The organism is Paludifilum halophilum, from assembly GCF_002245355.1.
In the GTDB taxonomy this organism is placed as follows: domain Bacteria; phylum Bacillota; class Bacilli; order Thermoactinomycetales; family DSM-45169; genus Paludifilum; species Paludifilum halophilum.
The window spans coordinates 12,835-34,853 of sequence record NZ_NOWF01000009.1 but is presented as its reverse complement, the minus strand read 5'-3'; the positions used below and the strand labels follow the sequence as shown (position 1 = coordinate 34,853).

19 protein-coding genes and 1 pseudogene are annotated in these 22,019 nt (G+C 48.0%); 14 read left to right on the top strand and 6 right to left on the bottom strand.

The window, feature by feature from the left end; genetic code table 11:
- Positions 1–44: 44 nt before the first annotated feature.
- The 5 genes from CHM34_RS14210 to CHM34_RS14190 are packed head-to-tail and all read right to left on the bottom strand — an operon-like array spanning position 45 to position 7,411.
- Positions 45–1,358, bottom strand: coding sequence for a restriction endonuclease subunit S (locus CHM34_RS14210; protein WP_094265292.1), 1,314 nt, complete (start codon positions 1,356–1,358; stop codon positions 45–47).
- The gene (locus CHM34_RS14205; RefSeq protein ID WP_094265291.1) at positions 1,355–2,791 is read right to left on the bottom strand and encodes a type I restriction-modification system subunit M; all 1,437 of its coding nucleotides are present in this window, start codon (positions 2,789–2,791) and stop codon (positions 1,355–1,357) included. Before CHM34_RS14205 ends, CHM34_RS14210 begins: the two co-directional genes overlap by 4 nt.
- A 13-nt stretch (positions 2,792–2,804) precedes the next feature.
- Positions 2,805–5,123 carry an EcoAI/FtnUII family type I restriction enzme subunit R gene (gene hsdR, locus CHM34_RS14200; protein ID WP_094265290.1) on the bottom strand — a complete coding sequence of 773 codons (2,319 nt, stop codon included), beginning with the start codon at positions 5,121–5,123 and terminating at the stop codon, positions 2,805–2,807.
- Positions 5,120–7,051, bottom strand: coding sequence for an N-6 DNA methylase (locus CHM34_RS14195; RefSeq protein WP_094265289.1), 1,932 nt, complete (start codon positions 7,049–7,051; stop codon positions 5,120–5,122). Before CHM34_RS14195 ends, hsdR begins: the two co-directional genes overlap by 4 nt.
- 54 nt (positions 7,052–7,105) lie before the next feature.
- A complete protein-coding gene (locus tag CHM34_RS14190; protein WP_094265288.1) occupies positions 7,106–7,411 on the bottom strand; it encodes a DUF2325 domain-containing protein in 306 nt (101 codons plus the stop codon).
- A 577-nt stretch (positions 7,412–7,988) separates the two neighbouring features.
- Between CHM34_RS14190 and CHM34_RS14185 the strand changes: the two genes are divergently transcribed.
- The 4 genes and pseudogenes from CHM34_RS14185 (at position 7,989) to CHM34_RS14170 (ending at position 11,536) form a co-directional block, all read left to right on the top strand.
- A complete protein-coding gene (locus tag CHM34_RS14185; RefSeq protein WP_094265287.1) occupies positions 7,989–9,098 on the top strand; it encodes a pre-toxin TG domain-containing protein in 1,110 nt (369 codons plus the stop codon).
- 102 nt (positions 9,099–9,200) lie between these two features.
- Positions 9,201–9,644 (top strand): hypothetical protein, encoded by a 444-nt coding sequence (locus tag CHM34_RS14180; protein WP_094265286.1) that lies wholly within the window; start codon positions 9,201–9,203, stop codon positions 9,642–9,644.
- Positions 9,645–9,701: 57 nt separating this feature from the next.
- Positions 9,702–10,316 (top strand): Yip1 family protein, encoded by a 615-nt coding sequence (locus CHM34_RS14175; RefSeq protein ID WP_169713750.1) that lies wholly within the window; start codon positions 9,702–9,704, stop codon positions 10,314–10,316.
- A 103-nt stretch (positions 10,317–10,419) separates the two neighbouring features.
- A pseudogene (locus tag CHM34_RS14170) lies at positions 10,420–11,536 on the top strand (alcohol dehydrogenase catalytic domain-containing protein).
- A 113-nt stretch (positions 11,537–11,649) separates the two neighbouring features.
- On the opposite strand, the gene CHM34_RS14165 reads toward CHM34_RS14170, so the two are convergent.
- Positions 11,650–13,560 (bottom strand): ABC-F family ATP-binding cassette domain-containing protein, encoded by a 1,911-nt coding sequence (locus tag CHM34_RS14165; RefSeq protein ID WP_094265403.1) that lies wholly within the window; start codon positions 13,558–13,560, stop codon positions 11,650–11,652.
- Between the two features lie 159 nt (positions 13,561–13,719).
- Between CHM34_RS14165 and CHM34_RS14160 the strand changes: the two genes are divergently transcribed.
- The 10 genes from CHM34_RS14160 (at position 13,720) to CHM34_RS14110 (ending at position 21,980) form a co-directional block, all read left to right on the top strand.
- Entirely contained in the window at positions 13,720–14,286 is a 567-nt protein-coding gene (locus CHM34_RS14160) for a 5-formyltetrahydrofolate cyclo-ligase (protein ID WP_094265284.1), read from the top strand.
- 425 nt (positions 14,287–14,711) lie between these two features.
- The gene (locus CHM34_RS14150) at positions 14,712–15,242 is read left to right on the top strand and encodes an ABC transporter ATP-binding protein (RefSeq protein WP_094265282.1); all 531 of its coding nucleotides are present in this window, start codon (positions 14,712–14,714) and stop codon (positions 15,240–15,242) included.
- Between the two features lie 108 nt (positions 15,243–15,350).
- Positions 15,351–15,572 carry a hypothetical protein gene (locus CHM34_RS14145; RefSeq protein WP_094265281.1) on the top strand — a complete coding sequence of 74 codons (222 nt, stop codon included), beginning with the start codon at positions 15,351–15,353 and terminating at the stop codon, positions 15,570–15,572.
- A gap of 187 nt (positions 15,573–15,759) precedes the next feature.
- A complete protein-coding gene (locus CHM34_RS14140) occupies positions 15,760–16,755 on the top strand; it encodes a molybdopterin-binding protein (protein WP_094265280.1) in 996 nt (331 codons plus the stop codon).
- A gap of 206 nt (positions 16,756–16,961) precedes the next feature.
- On the top strand, positions 16,962–17,642 hold the full coding sequence (locus CHM34_RS14135) for a redox-sensing transcriptional repressor Rex (protein WP_094265279.1): 681 nt from the start codon (positions 16,962–16,964) through the stop codon (positions 17,640–17,642).
- Between the two features lie 68 nt (positions 17,643–17,710).
- Positions 17,711–18,502 carry a twin-arginine translocase subunit TatC gene (tatC, locus tag CHM34_RS14130; protein ID WP_094265278.1) on the top strand — a complete coding sequence of 264 codons (792 nt, stop codon included), beginning with the start codon at positions 17,711–17,713 and terminating at the stop codon, positions 18,500–18,502.
- 268 nt (positions 18,503–18,770) lie between these two features.
- Positions 18,771–19,052, top strand: coding sequence for a co-chaperone GroES (gene groES, locus CHM34_RS14125; RefSeq protein WP_094265277.1), 282 nt, complete (start codon positions 18,771–18,773; stop codon positions 19,050–19,052).
- 65 nt (positions 19,053–19,117) lie between these two features.
- On the top strand, positions 19,118–20,761 hold the full coding sequence (gene groL, locus CHM34_RS14120) for a chaperonin GroEL (protein WP_094265276.1): 1,644 nt from the start codon (positions 19,118–19,120) through the stop codon (positions 20,759–20,761).
- A gap of 145 nt (positions 20,762–20,906) precedes the next feature.
- A complete protein-coding gene (locus CHM34_RS14115) occupies positions 20,907–21,113 on the top strand; it encodes a CDGSH iron-sulfur domain-containing protein (RefSeq protein WP_094265275.1) in 207 nt (68 codons plus the stop codon).
- A 252-nt stretch (positions 21,114–21,365) separates the two neighbouring features.
- On the top strand, positions 21,366–21,980 hold the full coding sequence (locus tag CHM34_RS14110) for a PH domain-containing protein (RefSeq protein WP_094265274.1): 615 nt from the start codon (positions 21,366–21,368) through the stop codon (positions 21,978–21,980).
- Positions 21,981–22,019: the final 39 nt, after the last annotated feature.

The window sequence follows — 22,019 nt, the reverse complement described above, 5'->3', positions numbered from 1 at the left end:
ACTAATTTTATAAATCTATGGGGGGGTCAAATATTATTTATCACTTAAACTTCAACCGCTTCTTTGGTTTCCTCACTTTGAAATGCCTCGTGCAAAACAGCTTGGAGTAGTTTTTCTGTATTTTGTTCGGATACCTTCAGTTGTTCTTCTAGTTGATCGCACAGGGATAGAAGTTGATCCACTTTGGCGACGATGCGTTTTTGTTCCTTGAGGGGCGGGAGGGGAACAATTACTTTATTGAGTTCGTCTTGATTGACTTTAGGCATTGCCACACGGTTATCATTTTTGGTTACTAAGTTAATAAAGTAGGAAGAAAGCATGTAGTTGGCGACATATTTATTGTTAATAAAAACATCAATAGGATACATATCAGCACTACATACCCCTTCAAAATCTACAATAGTTAGCTTTGAAAGGTTAGGTCTGATTTTCGAATAGATAATCTGACCAGGGTTAAACTTGTGTTTTTTACTACGTAATCCCGCTTCAGATACTAGCTCTAAATCAATCAATTTACCTGTGCTTTTTTCAATGTGATTGGGAGCAACATGAACTAAAAAAAGAAACTCTTTAGGGTCCACTAAATTTGATACAATTCTACAAACATCTCCAAACCTCACCCACTCCCATCCCTCCGGTATCTCATAAGGAATCTCCTCTTCCTCAATCAGCGGCAACACCTTTTGCTTCCGTATCTTCTTCTCCTTTACCAACCGGTCTTTCTCTTCCTTGATCTTCTCCAATAACACGGAAGCAGGTTTATCGTTGGGGTCTTGAGGAACAAGCTTGCCTTGAACGGCTTGGTTAAGTATAGATTGTCTGAGGTCAGTTATAATTTTCGATCTCTCATTTAACTGTCCTTTTAGTATGTGGACTGTTGATTCAACGGCTTGAAAATACTCCGAAAGAGTGTTTTGTTGTTGGAGATCCGGTAAAGGAACATCGAGACTAAGTAACTTTTCTACTTTCAATCTTTTCCGGGAAATGGATGTACTTCCTTTACTAAGCTCACTACATCGATCCCACATTTCTTCATCTTTAAATAACCAAAGAATATATTCTGGATCTGAATTCGAAAATTGGAAACATGGAAATTCATTCGATACGTAACATCCTGCTACTTCTTCCGTGGCTAAACCAAATGATCCTTTCCATGCGAATAAACGATTGTATACAAAATCTCCTTTCTCTACTTTATACAATTTTTTTGCTTTGATTTCGTGCCCCTTTCTGACATCCTTTATATACAATCCTTTTGCATACCAGTGTACTCCCAGTAATTTATATGTTTTGTCAGGTTGTACATTTTCCGGTCTTGATACCAAGCTAAGTACATTGCTTAGTTTAAACCTTTTCATGATGATTTCTCTCCTAAAAGCTGTTTTAGCTTAGTGATACTTTTAACAATCTTATTTTCATTCTCCTCCAGAACGAGGAGCAACTCTTCAGGTGTCTTTTCAGTTTCCTCCACTAGATAATGAGGATTCTGTTGATCCAAATTATAGTTTTGCTTTGTGATTTCTTCCGCTGATACCTTCCAAGCATATTCATTCTCCACCCGATGGTTCCACCAGGCTTTCTCCCGGTCAAACTCCTCGATCCGAATCGGCTTCGTCTTAGAGTAAGATTTCATCCCTTCTGGATAAGGATGTTCATAGTACCAGATTTCCTTGGTTGAAGAGCCTTTCTCAAAGAAGAGGAGGTTGGTCTTGATTAGAGTGTACGGTGCGAAAACCCCATTCGGCAACCGAACAATGGTGTGAAGATTAAATTCCTGTAACAGCTTCTCCTTTATCCTGGTTTTGACGCCTTCACCGAACAGGAATCCATCCGGTAATACAATCGCGGCACGGCCATCTTCTTTAAGAAGATGCATAATAAGAACCAGAAACAAATCAGCCGTTTCCTTTGTTTTGAAGGCACTTGGGAAGTTCGCTTGAATACCATCTTCCTCAATCCCACCAAACGGAGGATTGGTTACCACCACATTGACCCGCTCCTTCTTCTTGTAATCCCGAAGCGGACGGGACAATGAGTTTCCATGGTTGATGTGAGGGTTGTCCACCTCATGAAGGATTAAGTTCGTCGTAGCCAAGATATGTGGAAGAGGTTTTTTCTCAATTCCCCTGATGGTTTTCGAAATCAGGTCATACTCTTCGACTGATTTGACTTGTTTCTTCAAGTGATCGACGGTATTGGTCAAAAAACCGCCAGTGCCACAAGCCGGATCCAAGACCACTTCGCCTACCTGGGGATTTATCATATCCACCATAAATTGCGTTACAGCCCGTGGAGTATAAAACTCGCCTGCATTACCAGCTGATTGTAGATCTTTCAGGAAACTTTCATATAGGTCGTTAAAAAGATGACGGTCTTCTGAGCTGTTGAAATCCACTTCATTTAGTTTATTGATTACCTGACGTAGCAGTGTCCCCGATTTCATATAGTTATAAGCATCTGAAAAGACTTCCCTGACCATAAACCCACGAGGATTATCTTGCGGAGTATAAGGTAGATTCTTCAATTCAGGAAACAGACGGTTGTTCACAAAGTCCGACAGCTCATCACCCGTCATACCCTCATCATCGGCAGCCCAGGAACGCCATTGGAGATCCTTTGGGATTGGAGATTGATAGCCATCTCGAAATAGCTCAATTTCTTGTTCTTTATCATCAAAAATCTTCAAAAACAACATCCAAACGAGCTGAGCAATCCGTTGGGCATCGCCATCGACGCCTGAGTCCTGACGCATGATATCTTGGATGGTTTTAATTACATTAGTAATGGTCATGATGTCTCATCCTTTACGCGCTATATATGCGTTTTTTTAGTTGATGCACGGTTTCAAGGTATTTCTGTTTACCATTAAACACCTTAATGATTTCCATCGGGGAACCGATCTGGGTAAACGGAGCAATCCGGAGAACCTCCATGGACTCGATATCCTCAATACCACCTTCTGCATATCGGTTCAAAAGGGCATTGATGACTCGACGGGCTTTTTCTCCATACTGATCGAAGTAAGTATCCTGTTGGGCATTTTTTGCTCGTTCACTTCGTGTAAGTGGTTTTTGATCAAAGGCTACATGACAAATCAGATCAAAGATATCGTACTCTACCCCTACCTCTTCTTGAAGCGCATCCAAGGGAATGCCTTGTTCCAACAGCTCCTGAATGATGGTTTCTTTCTTCTCCGCTTCATCCCATTTCTGAATAAAGTCATCCAGCGATCGATACTCTTCCCGGACCGTTTTCTTCGTATAATCCTTTAAGGACTCTGTTATTAGTTTACCATCCGGGCCGTAAAATTGCTGCCTTTCAACGGATACGTGAACATCAACATCATCGACATAAGGTTTATAGTTGCTTTCCTTCTCTTTAATAATTTCATTATCGGGATTGGTATCCATATCATCTGGCGATGAAATGGGATCATCTTTACCCGGTTCATATACCTTGACAGGATTTCCATCGAATCCTGGATCGGCAAATAGGTTGGTGACGTTTCGGAAATCCATGATGGTAAAAAAGTACTTATCATATTCCTCATTCACCCGTGTCCCACGGCCAATGATTTGTTTAAACTCGGTCATCGAGTTGATATGTCTATCCAATACAATCAGCTTGGTCGTCTGAGCATCGACCCCTGTGGTCATGAGCTTTGAAGTCGTAGCGATCACGGGATAAGTACTCTCCGGATCAATAAATTCATCCAATGAGGCTTTTCCTTCTTTGTTATCCCCTACAATGCACATGATGTACTTGTGATTGCGACTATATAAATCTGCATTTTCATTGATTAATGCACTACGCATTCGTTCGGCATGATCGACATCGACACAAAACACGATAGTTTTCTGAAACCGACCGGTCTTCTTGAGATACTCGGTCACTTTCTTGGCGACTAGTTCCGTTCGCTTTTCCAATACAATTTTTCGATCGAAGTCGCGTTGGTTATAAACGCGGTCATGAATCTCGTACCCGAATTTATCACGTTTCCCTTGCTCCGGTCTCCATCCATCCAAATCCCGATCAAGATTAAATCGAATCACCTTATATGGGGCTAAAAACCCGTCTTCGATCCCTTGTTTTAAGGAGTAGGTGTAAACCGGTTCTCCGAAGTAATCAATATTGGAGACATCCTTGGTTTCCTTTGGTGTGGCTGTTAAGCCGATTTGGGTAGCTGAATGGAAATACTCCAAGATCTCGCGCCATGCTGAGTCTGCTTTGGCACTTCCCCGATGACACTCATCGATAATAACCAGATCAAAGAAGTCCGGAGAAAACTGCTTATAGACATTTTTCCAATCCTCTTCTCCTGAAACTCCTTGATATAAAGCGAGGTAAATCTCATAAGACTTATCGATTTGCCGTTTTTTAATCTTCGTCATCTTGTCATCAAAAGGGTTAAAATCGTTGGTCATGGTCTGATCGATCAAAATGTTTCGATCAGCCAAGAACAGAATCCGTTTTTTTACCTTCGATTTCCATAGTCGCCAAATAATTTGAAATGATGTGTATGTTTTCCCCGTTCCTGTAGCCATAATGAGAAGAATTCGATCTTGTCCATTTGCCGCAGCTTCAATAGTTCGGTTGATGGCGATTCGCTGATAGTAACGAGGGCTTTTTCCACTGGCATCCACATAGTAAGGCTGGGCAATGATTTGTTCTTGTTCTTCATTAATGCCTTTCCACAGGCAATAGCGCTCCCACAGCCCTTCTGACGAAGGGAACTCATCTAACGTTAAGATCCTTTCTCTTTTACCGTCGGTCACAGTCCGGTCATGCTCAACGAAACCATCCCCATTGGAGGAATACACAAAGGGAACATCAAGCATCTCGGCATACTCCAATACCTGTTGCATTCCTCCGCCTAAAGGTTTCGTGTTTTTCTTTGCCTCAATCAAAGCAATTGGAAGGTTCGGATGATTCTTTGGATAAAGCATATAATCGGCTCGTTTGCTCTTCTTTCGAGTTACCTTGTTACCATTGACCAAGATCTGTCCTTCCGTAAAACTAACCTCTTCACGAACCTGCGACATAATATCCCAACCCGCTTCTTGGAGAGCAGGGGTAATAAATTTAGTGCAAACATCTCGCTCGCTTAGTTTATCTTTTCTCATACATCAGTCTCCTCTTGCTGAACAAATTCCATAATCCTCATATCACGATATAGCGATTGAAGTTGTTGTTGATGTCTCCTGTTCGCTTCTTCAATGGTCTGTTTCCGATCTTGCTCTGCTTTCATAATTTGTTGGGCGATTTTTTGTTGTTCTTCTAACTCAAATAATGGTATAGGAATGGCTCCAACATCTTTGGAATTGATGACAGGTGCAATCGTTCCATGTTGACGTGTCGTAAAGTAGTGAATGCCTAAAGGACTTTCAAGGAAAGCCTTTAGATAAAAAGGATCTAACTCTTCTTTGGGGCGAGCCACTATAAAGTTATTCGTAGCTAAGAGGTTCATTTCTGTCACAGGTACGACAGCTACTTTGAGTACGGTTCCCCGACTGGCGATAATCACATCTCCCGGCCGAACCTCAAAACGGAGGGCTCTACGTGAATTGACAGTGACCGACTTCAACTGGTCAAAAAGGATATTGCCATCTTGAACATCCACTAGATTGATCAGATGGTAATTTGGTTCATCCTCTTCACCTTTTTTTGGGGGGTTCATGCCGCGAAAAGGCTTTGGTTCACATAACTGATTGAGTTCCTTTAAATTTAGACCCGATGCTTCGTAACGTTTGGTGTTCACGAATACTTCACCGATTTTAGTTTCAATCGATAAGGCTTCAACGTACCGTTCAACAGAAAGTATCCAGTCGTTCTCTTGGATCTCCTTTAAAGGGATGAGTTGGCTGTAACGTTCAACTTCTTTCTTCTCATGATAAGCCTCGACGATCTTTTTAATATCTTGTTCGCGTAACCGATTACGACCTCGTTCCCTTTGATATCCCTCCTTGGCGTTGATGAACTGGACCTGACCAGGGTGTCGACTGTTCCTGTTGAGAACCAAAATAGCCACTGGGATTCCTGTGCTAGAAAATAGGTTAGAGGGTAAGGAGATAATGGCTTCAACCAACCCATCCTCCAACATGGCCTTACGAATCTGTTGATCCGACCCGGACCGAAACAGAATGCCGTGGGGGACAACGAGGGCAGCTTTCCCCTCCGTATTCAACGAGGCTAATGCATGTAAGACAAATGCTATGTCACCGCTTACTGCACTGGGTACCCCATATTTAAATCGACCAAATGGATCTGTTTCAGCAACCTCTTGCCCCCAATTTTTCAACCCAAACGGTGGATTCATCAGCACATAATCAAAGGTTTTCAAATGGTGATCTTGGACCCATTGGGGTTCTCGAATGGTATCAGCCATTGCAATATGTGTATCATATAAACTATGTAAGATAAAGTTTAGTTGATTAAGTCTCCAGGTGCGTTGGTTAATCTCTTGTCCATACAACTGAAGGTAATTAGGTGCCTGTTTTGCCGTCTCAATCAGAAAACGACCCATTCCTGTTGCTCCATCGTATACCGTTCCTTGTTGAGGACGAAGGATTTCAGCCAGTAACATGCCAATTTCTTTAGGACTGTGATACTCGGCTCCTTTCTTACCCTCATGATCCGCAATACGTTCAATGAACTGGTCAATGGCTTGTGCTAATGTTCCCCTTAAGGGATCAGGGTTCTCCAATTTACTTCTAGTCAAGTTTAATCGATCCATGTGGCGAAGTAAGGAATGTAAAGATTCATCACGTGTCACGTTTTTAAAGTCATAAGCCATAACGCCACTAAGATCCTCGTTTTCTTCTTGAAGGCTAAAGACCGCTCGGTTGAGATTGTTATCAATCGATTGTCCAATCAGGATATTGTTCCACTTTGCCGTTTCTGGAATGGCATAAGGGTGATCTGAATTATCATTGAGGACCTTTATAGTTAATACGTGCAATATCAGATCAAGGTATTCCGAGGAATTAACTTCACCCCGAACAATATTAACCGCCCCCCAAAGTTTCTGAAAGAGTAAATCCGATTGTTTCATTTAATCATCTCCTTAAATGTACGAAGGTATTTGTCATACTTTATTTGTCACAGGCTAAAAAAAAGGTTTTTTATGAGTCCGTTCTTGTATTCGTTGCATGATGCTCTTGGCCCCTGCCCGTTTAAGATAGTGAATGGGTTTATTGTATCGTTTGGATACCTTCCGTGCCTGATACATGTTTTGATGCGAACAAGCATCTGTCATCAAGAAAACGACATCCGATTTCTTTACCAAGGATTCCAATACTTTTTGGCTGGGTTTACTTTTAGTCCAAGCTTCAAGGTATGTAACGTTCCAATCTGCTTTCGTGGTATGTTTTCGCTGACCACTCCGACTACCGATAACCACAGCACGTTTCATTTGCTTTCCCCCATTCCAATTGGATATCGTTTCCTCAGCAGTTATCAGTATATTTCAACGACCTTCCTTTGTCAAGTGAACACGGAAAATTATTTAAGGTATTTTAAATACCTTTATGAGAAGGCCCTCTATTAACAAAGACAACCCCAGCGGTGTCTGACATCTAGTGGCCGTTATGATTGAGTGGTCCAAAGATAGAGAAGAAGCCGATTTTATACCCAGCAAGTACGCGACGAAGAAATACATGGATCATATAGTAAGTGTGATTCAGTAGAGCGGTGGTTGGTCATGCGAGATGAAACAGACAAGGGGATGATTAATGATTTTCTTTTTCCATCGGGCCGAGGAGGCAGCTGATGATTTCTAAGCCGTATATTACGAAGTGTTGGACATTATTATAGAAGGAAAGTCAGGGTGTTGCAGGTGACATCTCTATTTTGGGGGAGAAAAGGTTTACGTTTATACGGATCTTCATTTTGGTAACCAAAATGCGCACAAAAAATTAGTACATTTTCACTATTCTCCCATCCCTCCTACCGATATACAATCGGGGTAATGAAAATTCGGAAAAGGGGGAATGATTTTATTGCGCTTCTTCAATAAGTTCTTCCATGTGTTTCGCAGTAAAAACGGTTCCCCCGCCATTGAATATGTCACCGTCATCGCTGCCGGACTCGCGTTGGCGATGATCCTGAATACCGTCCTTCATGATTGGAGCATACAGCAAACTTTGCGTGACAAGGTTGCGGAAGTGATCAATGGAACGGCGGAGGGCACCAACAGCAATCAGGAAAAGCCACAGGATAAAGAGCCGAAACGAGAAGACATTTTTTCCGATCTTTCCACCGACCCCGACGATATTTCCACAACCCCTCAAACGCTTAAACAGGATTCATCGGATCGTGATGACGTGCAGCCAACCGGGAGCGATGGACCGAAGAAAGATTCCCCGTTCCTTTCCTCCTTCCTTGACGATATAGGCCTGGGTGAGACGGGAAAAGAGATTGTCAGTATGATCGGGGACGCGATCCCGTTTGTATCCAATGCAAAATCTCTCTACGAAGCGAGAACAGGTGTCGACCCCGCTACAGGAGAATCATTGAACGGGATCTGGTACGGGTTGTCCGTCGTCGGGATTGTTCCTGTTATCGGTAATTTCGGCAAGTGGGGAAAGCTTATTGCCAAGGGTGGTCCTAAACTTTTCAAAGGGATCGGGGATTTCTTTAGAGGAGCAGCTCAAGGCGCTAAATCCTTATTCAGAAGTCCGGGGCCAGCCCCTGCCGGTGGACCCGAAGATCCGGGCGGCAGCATGTGGGATGATATCAAAGATGCCTGGGACAGCATGTGGAATGCCAAGGGAAAAGGAAATGGCGGGGGTAGTGGAGGTAATAACAAGAAGAAGAGTGGTCCTGGAAAAAAAACAAGTGTGACTTTTGGAAAGCCAATAGAATACGTTCATCAAGGCAAAAAAGTTAAACTTAGAGTAGATGCCGAACCAGACGGAAATAAAATACAAATTCAAGCTGGTGGAGGAAAAAACTCTGAGATTGATATTAGGATTGAACCCGATGAACCTCTTGAACCACAAATTCCGAAAAAAATGAGGAAGAAGCTAGGAAAAGGAAAAACACAGGAGTTAATCAAGAATTTAGAGAAGGCCGTTAAGTATGTGAAGGAGTTCCAATGACAGAACATAACACATCACAATACATCACAAAAGCCCGGATCTGTCTCTCTTTTTATACGATGTTCGTTTATTTTCTAATAGCGGTTGTTGGAGGGAAAGGTGATGAAGATATTTATTCAGGTTAAAGGTGAATTGGTTTTACCTACACTTGAAGATCTTATTAGTCAAATGTGGAAGAAAAGCGTGAGTACATCAAAGTTTTGTGATGCGGGAAATTTTGCAGAAAGCACCGATGTCTCGCTATGTTGGGATAAATGGATCGATGATAAGAGATGGAAGGGTCATAAAAAGTTTAAGGAGTATATAGAATTTTCTTTCCCTAGGAACACATCGGAAGATAAAATTGTAGTCGAGGTCGAGGATGATGCTTTGTTGGTAGATAAACGTGCAGCATTAAAGGGTGCTATGTACTTATCAAAACTAAATGACGGGTTCATCAGATTGGAACATGCATCCTGGATGAGCCCCAAACAGTTCCATGAACATGTCAGGGAATGTATAGACCTATCTTTTGAAGATGCTGCAGCTCAAAGTTTTCGTGGATAAAGTATAAATGCTAAACCTAAGAAGTGAAGTTTCATTTCCTTCATGGAGGTCTTAATCATGAAACCTGTGCAAAATCCTTGGCTTTCCATCTGGAGACATCCCAGGGAAACGATCCGTGAGCGGGTGGAGGAAAAAAACAACCCCTGGATGCATGTCGTGATTGTTCTGTTCGGTTTGGTTTTAACCTTTGAAAATGCCTCCAACCAGGGGATGGCGGACAAAGGCTCTTTCACCAACGCTTTGATTATCAGTGTGATCATCGGGTTGATCAGCGGCTATATTTATTGGTACTTGTTCAGCGGTGTATTCCATTGGACCAGTCGTTGGCTGGGTGGGCGTGCGGTGTGGGAAGAAATGCGGACAGCAGTGGCATGGGCCAGCATTCCCTATGCTTCTAAGCTGATTCTCGTCTTGATACAGCTCGCGGTTTTGGGCGAAGAGTATCTATCCCGGACCCAAGCCACTCTGGAGCAATATCCGTTATTCGCCCTTTTCCTCGGCCTGACCGATTTGGCTTTATCTGCCTGGTATATTTATGTTTTATCCAATGGGATCGCGGAAGTGTCGAACTTTTCCGCGTGGAGGGGATTGGGAAGCGTTTTACTGGGAGGACTTCTCCTGGTGTTAACTGTGGTGATCCTGGCTCTATTGATGGTTGCCTTTTTGGGATAAACAGAAAGCCTGGTTCCTCTTCTGAGAAAGTAGGTGGTGGAATAATTCCGGGAAGTCTGTAGACGATATAAACCAAATCCCGTCCAAAAAGGGGTGAAGGGATATGAAAGGGGTTACCTTTCAAGGGGTCAAAGACGTGAAAGTGAAGGAAGTCAAGGATCCTGAAATCGAAAAGCCGGATGACCTGATCGTTCGCATTACCAGTACAGCCATTTGCGGTTCGGACCTTCATCTCATTCATGGATTCATCCCCAACATGCCCGAAGACTACATCATTGGGCACGAACCGATGGGAATCGTGGAAGAAGTCGGCCCCGAAGTCACCAAGGTCAAAAAAGGATCGGGTTGTCGTTCCTTTCAACGTAGCCTGTGGACAGTGTTATTACTGCCAACATCATCTGGAGAGCCAGTGTGACCATGCCAATCCCCACGGAGATGCCGGGGCCTACTTCGGTTACTCTGAAACCTTCGGGGGCTACGCCGGTGGACAGGCCGAATACCTGCGGGTCCCCTACGGTAATTTCACTCCCTTTGTCGTACCTGAAGGGAGCGAGTTGGAAGACGATCAGATCCTTATGTTGTCTGACATCGTTCCGACAGCTTACTGGGGCGTGGATAACGCCGGGGTCCAACCCGGGGATACCGTGATTGTGCTGGGTTGTGGTCCCGTGGGGTTGTTGGCGCAAAAATTTTCTTGGCTGAAGGGTGCCAAACGGGTCATTGCGGTGGATTATATCGGTTACCGGTTGGAACATGCAAAAAAGGTCAACCGGGCAGAGGTCTATGACTTTACAACATTCGATAACCTCGGCAATCACTTGAAAGAGATCACACACGGTGGAGCGGATGTGGTCCTCGACTGTGTGGGGATGGACGGGAAGATGACCGCCATGGAGTTGGTCCAGTCAGCCCTGAAGCTTCAGGGGGGATCGATGGGGGCTATTGTCATCGCCAGTCAGTGTGTACGAAAGGGCGGGACCGTCCAGCTGGTCGGGATTTATGGCACTCGATACAATGCTTTTCCATTGGATGATTTCTTCAGTCGCAATATCACGTTGAAGATGGGTCAGGCTCCGATCATCCATTACATGCCGGAATTGTACCGGCAGATTGAAGAGGGTGTATTTGACCCCTGGGATATCATTACCCATACGCTGCCCCTGTCGCAGGCAGAGTACGGATATGAGATTTTTGACACCAAACAGGACCGGTGTATTTAAAACCGTAAGAATGGTCGGGTTTCAGATTGACTGAACCGGACCGGTATACCAAACCCGGCCCCTTCGTGTCGTGCCGGGTACCGGGTTGATGGTTGCTGTCCTGTTGATCACTTTTATTCCGCAATTTCCGTCCAACGTTCCGTCTTCTGTGCCAAATCCGATTCCAACTCCGACAGACGCTGTTGTCGGGGGAGACTTTCTTCCGGAACTTCATAAATTTCCGGGCGGCACAGCTCTTCTTGAATCCGTTGGACTTCCGCCTCCAATTGTTCAATTTCCTCTTCCAACCGGCTCGCTTCTTCCCGGAGACGGCGTTTTTCCTTTTCCTGCCGGCGCTGCCGGCGTACTTCCCGGGTGTAATTCCCGGCCTCTTCGTTTTTCGCCGTCTTGGTTTCCTCCTGTTCCGCCTCTTTTTGCTCCCGGTAAGCATCGTAATTTCCGTCAAAGCAGGTAATCGTTCCATCCTTCACTTCCCAGATCCGGTTGGCCAGGCGGTTGATGAAATACCGATCGTGGGAGACGAAAAGAAGGGTTCCAGTGAATCCCTCCAGGGCTTCCTCCAGCCGTTCTTTGCTGTCCATATCCAAATGGTTGGTCGGTTCGTCCATGAACAGGAGGTTGCCCCGGTTGAGGAGTCGCTTCGCCAGGGAGAGGCGGGCCTTTTCCCCTCCGCTTAAGTCGGCCACCCGTTTAAAGACATCGTCTCCCTGGAACAGGAACTGTCCCAGATAGGAGCGGATGGCCGTTCGATCCAGTTTGGGGTGAGCGTCCCACACTTCATCCAATACTGTAGCTTCAGGACGAAGCTCCTCCTGTTCCTGGTCGAAGTAATCTGTTTGTACCCCGGTTCCTAGTGAGAAGGAACCGGAAAGGGGAGGAAGGATGCCGGCCAGCGTTTTCAACAGCGTCGATTTACCCGCGCCATTGGGTCCGATCAGCCCGACCCGATCCCCTCGCTGCAAGGTTAGGGAACAGGGGCGGATCAAAGGGGTGGCGGAGGGGTATCCGACGGAGAGCTCCTCCGATTGAAGCACTTGGCGTCCGCTGGTGACGACCGGTTCAAAACGGATCGCCGCCTTTTCCCGTTCAGACGGGGGCTTCTCGATTTTTTCCATTCGCTCCAGGGCTTTGCGACGGCTCTGGGCGCGTTTAGTGGTGGAGGCGCGAACGATATTGCGCTGGATGAAATCCTCCATCCGCTTAATTTCCGCTTGTTGCTGGTCATAAGTTTTTTCCCATCGAGCCAGCATTTCTTCCCGTTGACGGACGTATTCGCTGTAGTTTCCCGGATAGCGAGTGACCCGCGTCCGATCCGCTTCATAGATGACTGTGATGATCCGGTCCAAAAAATACCGGTCGTGAGAGACGACCAAGAGGGAGCCGGGATAAGTATCCAGGGTGTGTTCCAACCAGGATAAAGCTTCCATATCCAGATAGTTGGTCGGCTCGTCCAGGATAATCAGATCCGGCTGTTCCAACAGCAGCTTGGCCAGGGCCAAACGTGTCTTCTGGCCGCCGCTCAGGGTGTGAACCCGGGTTTCTTTCCAATCCAGCCGATCCAGTCCCAATCCGTTCAACGCCCCTCGGGCCCGGGCTTCAAAACCGTAACCGCCGGCCCGTTCAAACTGGTCCTGCAGGGCGGCATACTGTTCCAACACCTGCTGGTAACGGGTTTCGTTGGTCAAAACCTCGTCCCGACCCATTTCTCCTTCCAGCCATCGCAGGCGCTTTTCCCATTCCTTCAAACGATCAAAGGCGGTGAGGGCCTCTTCCCAGATGGTACGGTCGGAATCCCACTCGTTTTCCTGGGCCAGGTAGCCGATGCGGGCGTTTTTTGCCTGGTGGATTTCCCCCCGGTCCGCATCCAGCCGGGAGGTGATCATCTTGAGCAGAGTCGACTTTCCCGCTCCGTTGGGTCCGATTAGCCCGACTCGCTCCCCCTCGTCCACTTTCAAATCAACATCCTGCAGAATGAGGGTTCCGCCAAAGGATTTTTCCACGTTTTTTACTTGTAAAATGGTCATCAACTTCACCTCAAGTTATCAAGCCCTTTCCATTGTAGCCGATTCCGGCCGGAGAGGAAAATGGAGGTGTAAAAGACCGGACCTTGATCTGGCCGGCCACCGCCATTTGCGATAAAGTGGAGGGGAGAAGCTTCATGAAGAAGGGACAGGATCGAACCGATGCGGACGGCGAAAAAAGAACTGCGGAAACGGATGCTCGAACGGCGCAACCGGTTGACAGAAAGGGAAGTGTCGGAGGCCTCCCGGGCCATCTGCCGAATGGTGCGGGAATCCAAGGGCTACCGACAGGCCCGAAGGGTTCTCTTTTATATGCCCTTTCGAAAAGAGCCGGATATCCGCCCCTTGATCGAGTCCGCCTGGGCTGAAGGGAAAGAAGTGGTTCTTCCGCGAGCGGTTCCCGCCGACCGGTCCTTGCTCCTGATCCGTCTGGATCATTTTGATCAGTTGGAAAAAGGGGCATATGGCATTCTGGAGCCTCCGGCGAATCCGGATCGGATGGTACCGGCGGCGACGATCCATCTGACGGTGGTCCCCGGAGTCGCCTTTGATCGGAAGGGTTATCGGCTCGGTTACGGAGGCGGATATTACGATCGCTTCTTTGCCGGAGAAGGAAACGGAGTGATTCGGCTGGGGGTGGCTTATCCCTTTCAGGTAGTGGACACGGTCTATCCGGAATCTCACGATCGGAAAATGGATGAATTAGTGACAGGAGAGTCGATGGATTGAAATGATTCGAATCGGGGAATATAATAAAGGCAAGGAAAGTTGGGTGCGCAAGTCCCACCTCGGGACCGGTACAGCTCATCGAAGTTGCCGCTTCGGTGAGCTGTTTTTCATGACCGGACAGTTCTTAAGAGAGGATGGAAGACTAACGCTTTTTGCCTCGACCCTCAGATTGACGGTATCTGCGCCAATCCAAGGCGAGGCGGAGAGCGGCGACCACAACGGTCAGCACGGCTGCGATCTCGCCCATCATCGCCTCACCCCCTTCCGCTGAAACCTAGCCCCGGGGGTGAGACTATTCCAAACTTTCCTTGCCTATCGATATTCTATCACGGGTCGGGCCTCTTTCATATATTCATCGTAAAGCAAAAAGACGGCACGAGTGAATCCTGATCGTTGGCTTCGTTTACGATTCACTTCCGTGACGCATGGATCCGACTCATCGAAGCTGGATGTTGCCGCAGTGGCAAAGGTACATTTCGAACAAAGAGAGTGATCGCCGGAAATCGAATATTCGACTGAACGAGATCGGTTTTGTGTTTCAACAAGCAAATCTGGTCCCCTATCTAAATGCGGAAGAACAACTCTTGCTCGTCAGCTCACTGGCTAAGCGTTCAAAAAAGGAGGCTCGTATCGCAACCGATGATCTTCTCTCCTCGGTGGGCTTAAAAAATAAGAAACACCATACTCCCGATCAGTTGTCAGGCGGGGAAAAGCAACGTGTCGCCATCGCCCGCGCCCTGATGAACCAACCCAGCATTCTGTTGGCGGATGAACCGACAGCGAGCCTTGATTCCGATCGCAGTTGGCAGGTGATTACATTGCTTTCCGAGCAAATCAAGAAACGGAACCGTTCCGGGCTCCTCGTGACGCATGATGAAACCATCCTCCCCCTTTGCGACCGGGTCTATCAGATGAAAGACGGCAAAATAACGCTTCATCGAATGGAGAAAGAGTAGATATGTTGTTATATGCTGAGTAAAAATCGGATCACCCCGAAACTTTATCTCCTCCCATCCGTATAAATGGATGGGTCTTTCTATTTTCGAGCGGGGGAGGTTGACGTGTTGCGCATGACGTGGAGAAACTATGTTGTTGGGGCCTTGATCCCGGTGTTGATTTTGTCCGGCTGTTCTCTCCTGGCCGAGGAGAAAAAGAAGGAGTCTCCTGATAAGAAAAAACCTTTTCAGGTTGCCACTACGGTGGAAGGCATGGTGAAGGAGGGACCGGGAAAGTTTGCCGGGGATCAATACAACGAGGAAAAACTGAGTCAAGAACCAATGGGATGATGTAAATCTCTTCAGGGGTGGTTGGAAAAAGGAGTGTTTCCCATCCTCCATTAAGATCTTGTGAATCTATACACAGGAAGCCCGAGTTGTTGATAGAATACGAATAGAAAAGCAGTCACCGATATCGGATATTGATTTAACATCGGATGCTTGCGAGGAGGTACCGGAGGAAAGGAGAAGTCGCCCGATGAAAAGCTCATTGAAAGAGGTTCATGTATCCGAAGCGGTGGGGCTTGTTTTGGCTCATGACCTAACCCAGGTGTTGCCCGGGAAATATAAGGGACCCCTGTTTCGCAAAGGGCATGTCGTCCGCGGTGAGGATATCGACGATCTACTTTCCATCGGCAAAGAGCATATCTATGTGATGGATTTAGCGGAAGGGGAACTTCATGAAAACGATGCGGCCCGACGCATTGCCGCGGCGGCCGGGGGTGAAAATCTCCGGATGAGCCCGCCGAAAGAGGGCAAAGTCAACCTGATTGCCAAAAGGGACGGCCTGCTTAAGGTGGAAGCAGAAGCGGTTCACGGGGTGAATCATGTGGACCAGGCCGTATTGTCCACCCTCAAAACGGATACCCCTGTGACCGAAGGTCAGATTGTGGCCGCGGCCCGGGTGATTCCCCTGATCTACCCCGAATCTCGGACGAAAGAGGTGGAAGCGGTTGCCGAGAGCAGGAACAAGCCTCTGGTGGATCTTATCCCTTACCGGAAGTGCAACGCCGGAGTAGTGATTACCGGAAGCGAGGTTTATCATGGCCGCATACGGGACAAGTTCGGCCCGGTAGTTCGGGAGAAAGTGGAAAGCTACGGATCGACGGTGATGGGGCAGATACTGGCCAGCGATGACAAGGAGCGGATCATGAACGGAATCCGAAGCTTTGTCGATCAGGGAGCCGACTTCGTTCTGGTGACTGGAGGAATGTCCGTCGATCCCGACGACCGAACTCCCGGGGCGATCACCGCTCTCGGTGCCGAAGTGGTCAGCTACGGGACGCCGATGCTCCCGGGCTCCATGTTGATGGTCGCCTATTATCGCGGGGTTCCGGTGTTGGGGTTGCCGGGTTGTGTCATCCACGATTCCTACACCTCTTTTGACCTCTTTTTGCCGCGGATTCTCGCCGGAGAGAGGATCACCCGGGAGGAGATCGTCTCCTTGGGCTACGGAGGCCTCCACTCCTGCTAGTCCCCCTTCAGGAAACTTTGATTGGTTTGATCCCTTGCTGGGGGTGGTCGGGCTGGCAGGCTGTCTCCCGAACTCTATGTAGTAGAGACTCGGAGCGAGGTATGATATCGTGATGGAAAAGGTACCGTTACCGTTGACACGAATGTTCGTCGGTTGATTTAAAAAACGAACACCGGTTTACAACGCACCGGATTTGGAGGCATGGGATGTCTGAACATAAAATTCCCCAAGTGACCGCCAAACGGTTGCCCTTATATTATCGCTATCTGGAGAAACTGCACGCGATCGGAAAAAAACGCGTTTCCTCGGCCCAATTGAGTGACGCCCTGCAAATCGATCCGGCTACGATTCGCCGTGACTTTTCCTATCTGGGCGAACTGGGTAAAAAGGGTTACGGGTATAATGTGAATTATCTGCTGCAGTTTTTGCGGGATTTCTTACATCAGGACGAAGTGACGAACGTGGTTCTGGTCGGTGTCGGCCATCTGGGAACCGCCCTGTTGGGATATAATTTTTACCGGAGTCACAACACAAAAATCGTCGCCGGCTTCGACGCCGATCCCGGCAAAGTGGGCCGGGAAGTGGACGGAATTCCCGTGTATTCCATGGAGCGGTTCCATGAGGTTCGTCAGCTTCACAATGTGGAAGTGGCGATCTTAACTGTACCCGCCAATGTAGCCCAAGTGACTACAGATCAGATTGTGGATGCCGGGATTCGAGGCATCCTCAATTTTACGCCGGCCCGGTTAACGGTGCCGCCCCAAGTGAGGATGCACAACATCGATTTAACGATCGAGTTGCAGACCCTGATCTACTTTTTGAAAAACTTCCCGGTCGATGAGGAAGTGCCGGAACTCGACTTCCCGGAGTCGACGGATAAAAATTAAGATTGGCGGGACTCCCTTGAAAAGGGAAGGGATCATCGATTCGGAAAGATAGAGGGAAGGTTGCAAAGATGACAGACCGAGAACAGAACTGGACAGAGCATTTGAGCGAGTTGCGAGTGCGGATCCTGTGGGTGCTGACCGCTTTTGTCACCACGTTGATCATCGGATTGGTTTTTGCCCGCCCCATCATTCACTTTCTTAAAGAAGACATCCTGGAAGGGGCTTTGGGAGAGCAACTGGAGTTAAACATTTTCTCGCCGGGGGAAGCCCTGAGTATCTATATGCAGTTTGCGTTTGTGGTCGCAGTCACACTGACACTGCCTGTGGCTCTCTATCAAGCGTGGTGCTTTGTACAGCCGGGCTTGATGCCTCGGGAGCGGAAGGCGACACTCAGCTATATTCCGTTGGCTGTCATCCTTTTTCTTCTCGGACTGTGTTTCGGCTATTATTGGATTTTTCCTTTTCTGCTCCGGTTTATGAGCTCTCTGTCCGCCAGTCTCGGGGCCACGGAAACCTACGGGATGTATGAGTTTTTTCGGTTTTTGTTTCGGGTTGTCTTTCCGATCGCTTTTCTGTTTGAGCTCCCGGTGTTAATCCTGTTTTTGACCCGTCTTCGGATCTTGAAACCGGACTTGCTCCGCAAGGGACGCCGCTTTGCCTATTTGGTGCTGGTGGTCGTGGCCGCTCTGGTCACCCCTCCGGATTTCGTTTCCAACATCCTGGTGACGCTTCCTCTCATCCTGCTTTACGAGTTCAGCATTCTGCTGTCGGCGCGGATTTACCGCAGGATGAAGGCGGAAGAGGAAGCGGAAGAACGGCGGTGGGCGGAAAAGGAAGGCCGGCTCCCTTCTTCGGACTGACCATTTGAAAACCCCTTGCCTCTGCGGCGGGGGTTTTTCGATGGCAACCTCAGAGAGGCCTTCGATCACCTTCTGTGTATCGGTTCACTGCGAGAGCCTCTCCCCTTTTTCGGTAAAGGGAGGGGGTTTTGGAAGAAAAGGGGTTAATTTTTTTGTGGAACCTCTTGCAAAATGAAATCCAGATCGATATTATTATAATTGGTGTTAGCACTCGATGAGGTTGAGTGCTAACAAAGAAACTCTACCTCATGAAGGAGGGTGCTTGAACGTGATCAAACCGTTAGGGGATCGTGTCGTTCTGCAAGCGATTGAGAAGGAAGAAAAGACTGCCAGCGGTATCGTTCTGCCGGAAACGGCGAAGGAAAAGCCGCAGGAGGGTGAAGTGATCGCCGTTGGAACCGGCCGCTACGAAAACGGCCAAAAGGTCGACCTCGAAGTGAAAAAGGGAGACCGTGTCATCTTCTCCAAATATGCCGGTACCGAAGTGAAGGTGGGCGACACCGAATACCTGGTTCTGCGGGAAAGCGATATTCTGGCCGTCCTCGATTGATCCGGCCCGATCGCCGTATCTGGATGACTTTAATATAACCCCTACATAGGAGGGAGAAGCGTACAATGGCTAAGGAAATCAAGTTCAGCGAAGAAGCGCGTCGCTCCATGCTGCAGGGTGTGGACGCCCTGGCCAATGCCGTTAAGGTGACTCTTGGACCCAAAGGGCGCAACGTGGTCCTGGAGAAAAAGTTTGGCTCTCCGCTGATTACCAACGATGGTGTTACGATCGCCAAGGAAATCGAACTGGAAGATAAGTTCGAAAACATGGGTGCGCAATTGGTGAAAGAGGTTGCCACCAAGACCAATGATGTGGCCGGTGACGGTACGACCACGGCGACTCTGCTCGCCCAGGCTATGATCCGCGAAGGTCTGAAAAACGTCGCCGCCGGCGCCAACCCGATGATCATCCGCAAAGGGATCGAAAAGGCGGTCAACGCTGCGGTGGAAGAGATCCGCAAGATCGCCAAGCCGATCGAAGGGAAAGACTCCATCTCCCAAGTAGCGGCTATCTCCGCCAATGATGACGAAGTCGGCCAACTGATCGCCGAGGCGATGGAAAAAGTGGGTAACGACGGTGTGATCACAGTGGAAGAGTCCAAAGGATTCGCCACGGAACTGGAAGTCGTTGAGGGGATGCAGTTCGACCGCGGTTACATCTCCCCCTACATGGTAACCGATTCGGAGAAAATGGAAGCGGTGCTGGATGATCCTTACATTCTGATCACTGACAAGAAGATCGCCAACGTGCAGGAAGTTCTGCCGCTGTTGGAAAAAGTGGTTCAGCAAGGGAAGCCGATCCTGATCATCGCTGAAGATCTCGAAGGCGAAGCCCTGGCCACTCTGGTGGTCAACAAACTGCGCGGTACCTTCAACGCTGTCGCCGTGAAGGCTCCCGGATTCGGTGATCGCCGTAAAGCGATGCTGGAAGATATCGCGATCCTGACCGGCGGCCAAGTGGTCACCGAAGAGCTGGGTATGGACCTGAAAAACGCCGACATCAATGTGCTGGGACGCGCCCGCCAGATCCGCGTCACCAAAGACGAAACGATCGTGGTGGACGGCGCCGGTGACCGCTCCGAAATCAACAACCGTGTCAACCAGATCCGTCAGCAAATCGAAGACACCACCTCCGAATTTGACAAAGAGAAGTTGCAGGAGCGCCTCGCGAAGCTGGGCGGCGGCGTTGCCGTCATCAAAGTGGGTGCGGCAACCGAAACCGAGCTGAAAGAACGCAAGCTCCGTATGGAGGACGCCCTCAACTCCACTCGCGCCGCTGTGGAAGAGGGGATCGTAGCCGGCGGCGGTACGGCTCTGGTCAACGTTCTCGGCGCTGTGGACAAAGTTCAGGCTGAGGAGGACGAAGCTACTGGTGTCCAAATCATCTACCGTGCGCTGGAAGAACCGTTGCGTCAGATCGCGCACAATGCTGGACTGGAAGGCTCCGTTGTAGTGGAGCGTGCCAAAAAACAAGACGTGGGTGTCGGTTTCAACGCCTTGACCGGCGAATGGGCCGACATGGTTCAAGCGGGGATTGTCGACCCGGCGAAGGTGACCCGTTCCGCGCTGCAAAACGCGTCTTCCGTAGCCGCCATGGTTCTGACCACCGAAGCAGTGGTTGCCGACGAGCCGGAAGAAGAAAACAATGCCGGCGGTGGCGGCGGTGCCCCCGATATGGGCGGTATGGGCGGCATGGGCGGCATGATGTAATCCGTCCTTCCCCCGAAAAACCCTGTGGACTGCCACAGGGTTTTTTATTTTATCCCAATAGTGGTTTATCCGATGGCTGAAAAGTGAAAAATGAAACCGTAACGGTTTTGAACTGATACCGAATCAACAAAAGGGGAGGATGAACATGGCTGACGCCAAAATTCAAACGATGGACCGGGGGCCGCTGATTGTTCGCGGTGATGTGGAATTGGTGGATGCGGAAGGAAACACCTTTGAGACGAAAAAACAGTTTGCCCTGTGTCGGTGCGGGCTTTCCCAGAACAAGCCCTTCTGCGATGGAACCCACTCCGGCAATTTTGATGATTGCGCCCGGGCGGAGAAGGTGTTGTAAAAGCCGATCACTTCCCGAAAAAAACCGCACAAAAGAGTGCGGTTTTTTCATACAAAGGCTTTGGGATGGGGCGAACTGGTTGTATATCTCGAAAGTTGTCTCAAAAAAAGTGAAAAGAAGTGTACTTTATATAAGACCCCATTGATTTATAATTAGGAATAGAAAGCGGGATCATGGATCGGACCTGCCGGGCGGCGTCCTATGTTATACTAAGCCTGATTACCAAAAGCCAAAAGGGAAAGGTTTGATCAAATGTTTGGAAAAGTGGCATCAGATGTTCTCGGATTAAGCGATGTAGGAGCCGTCATCCAACCGGAAGATTTCGACAAAGTGGACACGGATGATTTTGTGATGCATGAAGATGACGAGAAAATTTTCTTTCTGATCAAATCAAAATCCGATGAATATTGCTTTACGAACCAGGCCCTGATTCATCTGGACGGAACCAGTGCCACAAGTAAAAAACGTACGCTTCATCGCTACGATTACAAGACACACAAAATTAAGGATGTGACTCTCGAAACGGCCGGTACGGTGGATTTGGATGTTGAGATCAAATTTACCATGGGATCTCAAATCTTTTCGATCGATGTACATAAAAAACATCTGGAAGAGTTGAAGGATTTGTATAAAGCACTGCTCAAAATTGCGGAAATAACCCGGGATCACGGAATCTCTCTGGGATATGCAAAACAAAGTCTTGAATTGGCTTCCACCACGTTAAGCCGGGTTCGCAATACGGAAAGCCAGATTGCTGAGCAGTTTAAAGAATTAAACCAGGCCGCTTTTTCCTGGCTGGTGGATGCCCAAAAACAATATGGCATGAAAGATTTTGGCTTTGTTTTTGAGCGTTATATCAACAACTGAATGTTTGCTTTCCCGAATCGGTTTAATGAAGCCTCCCCA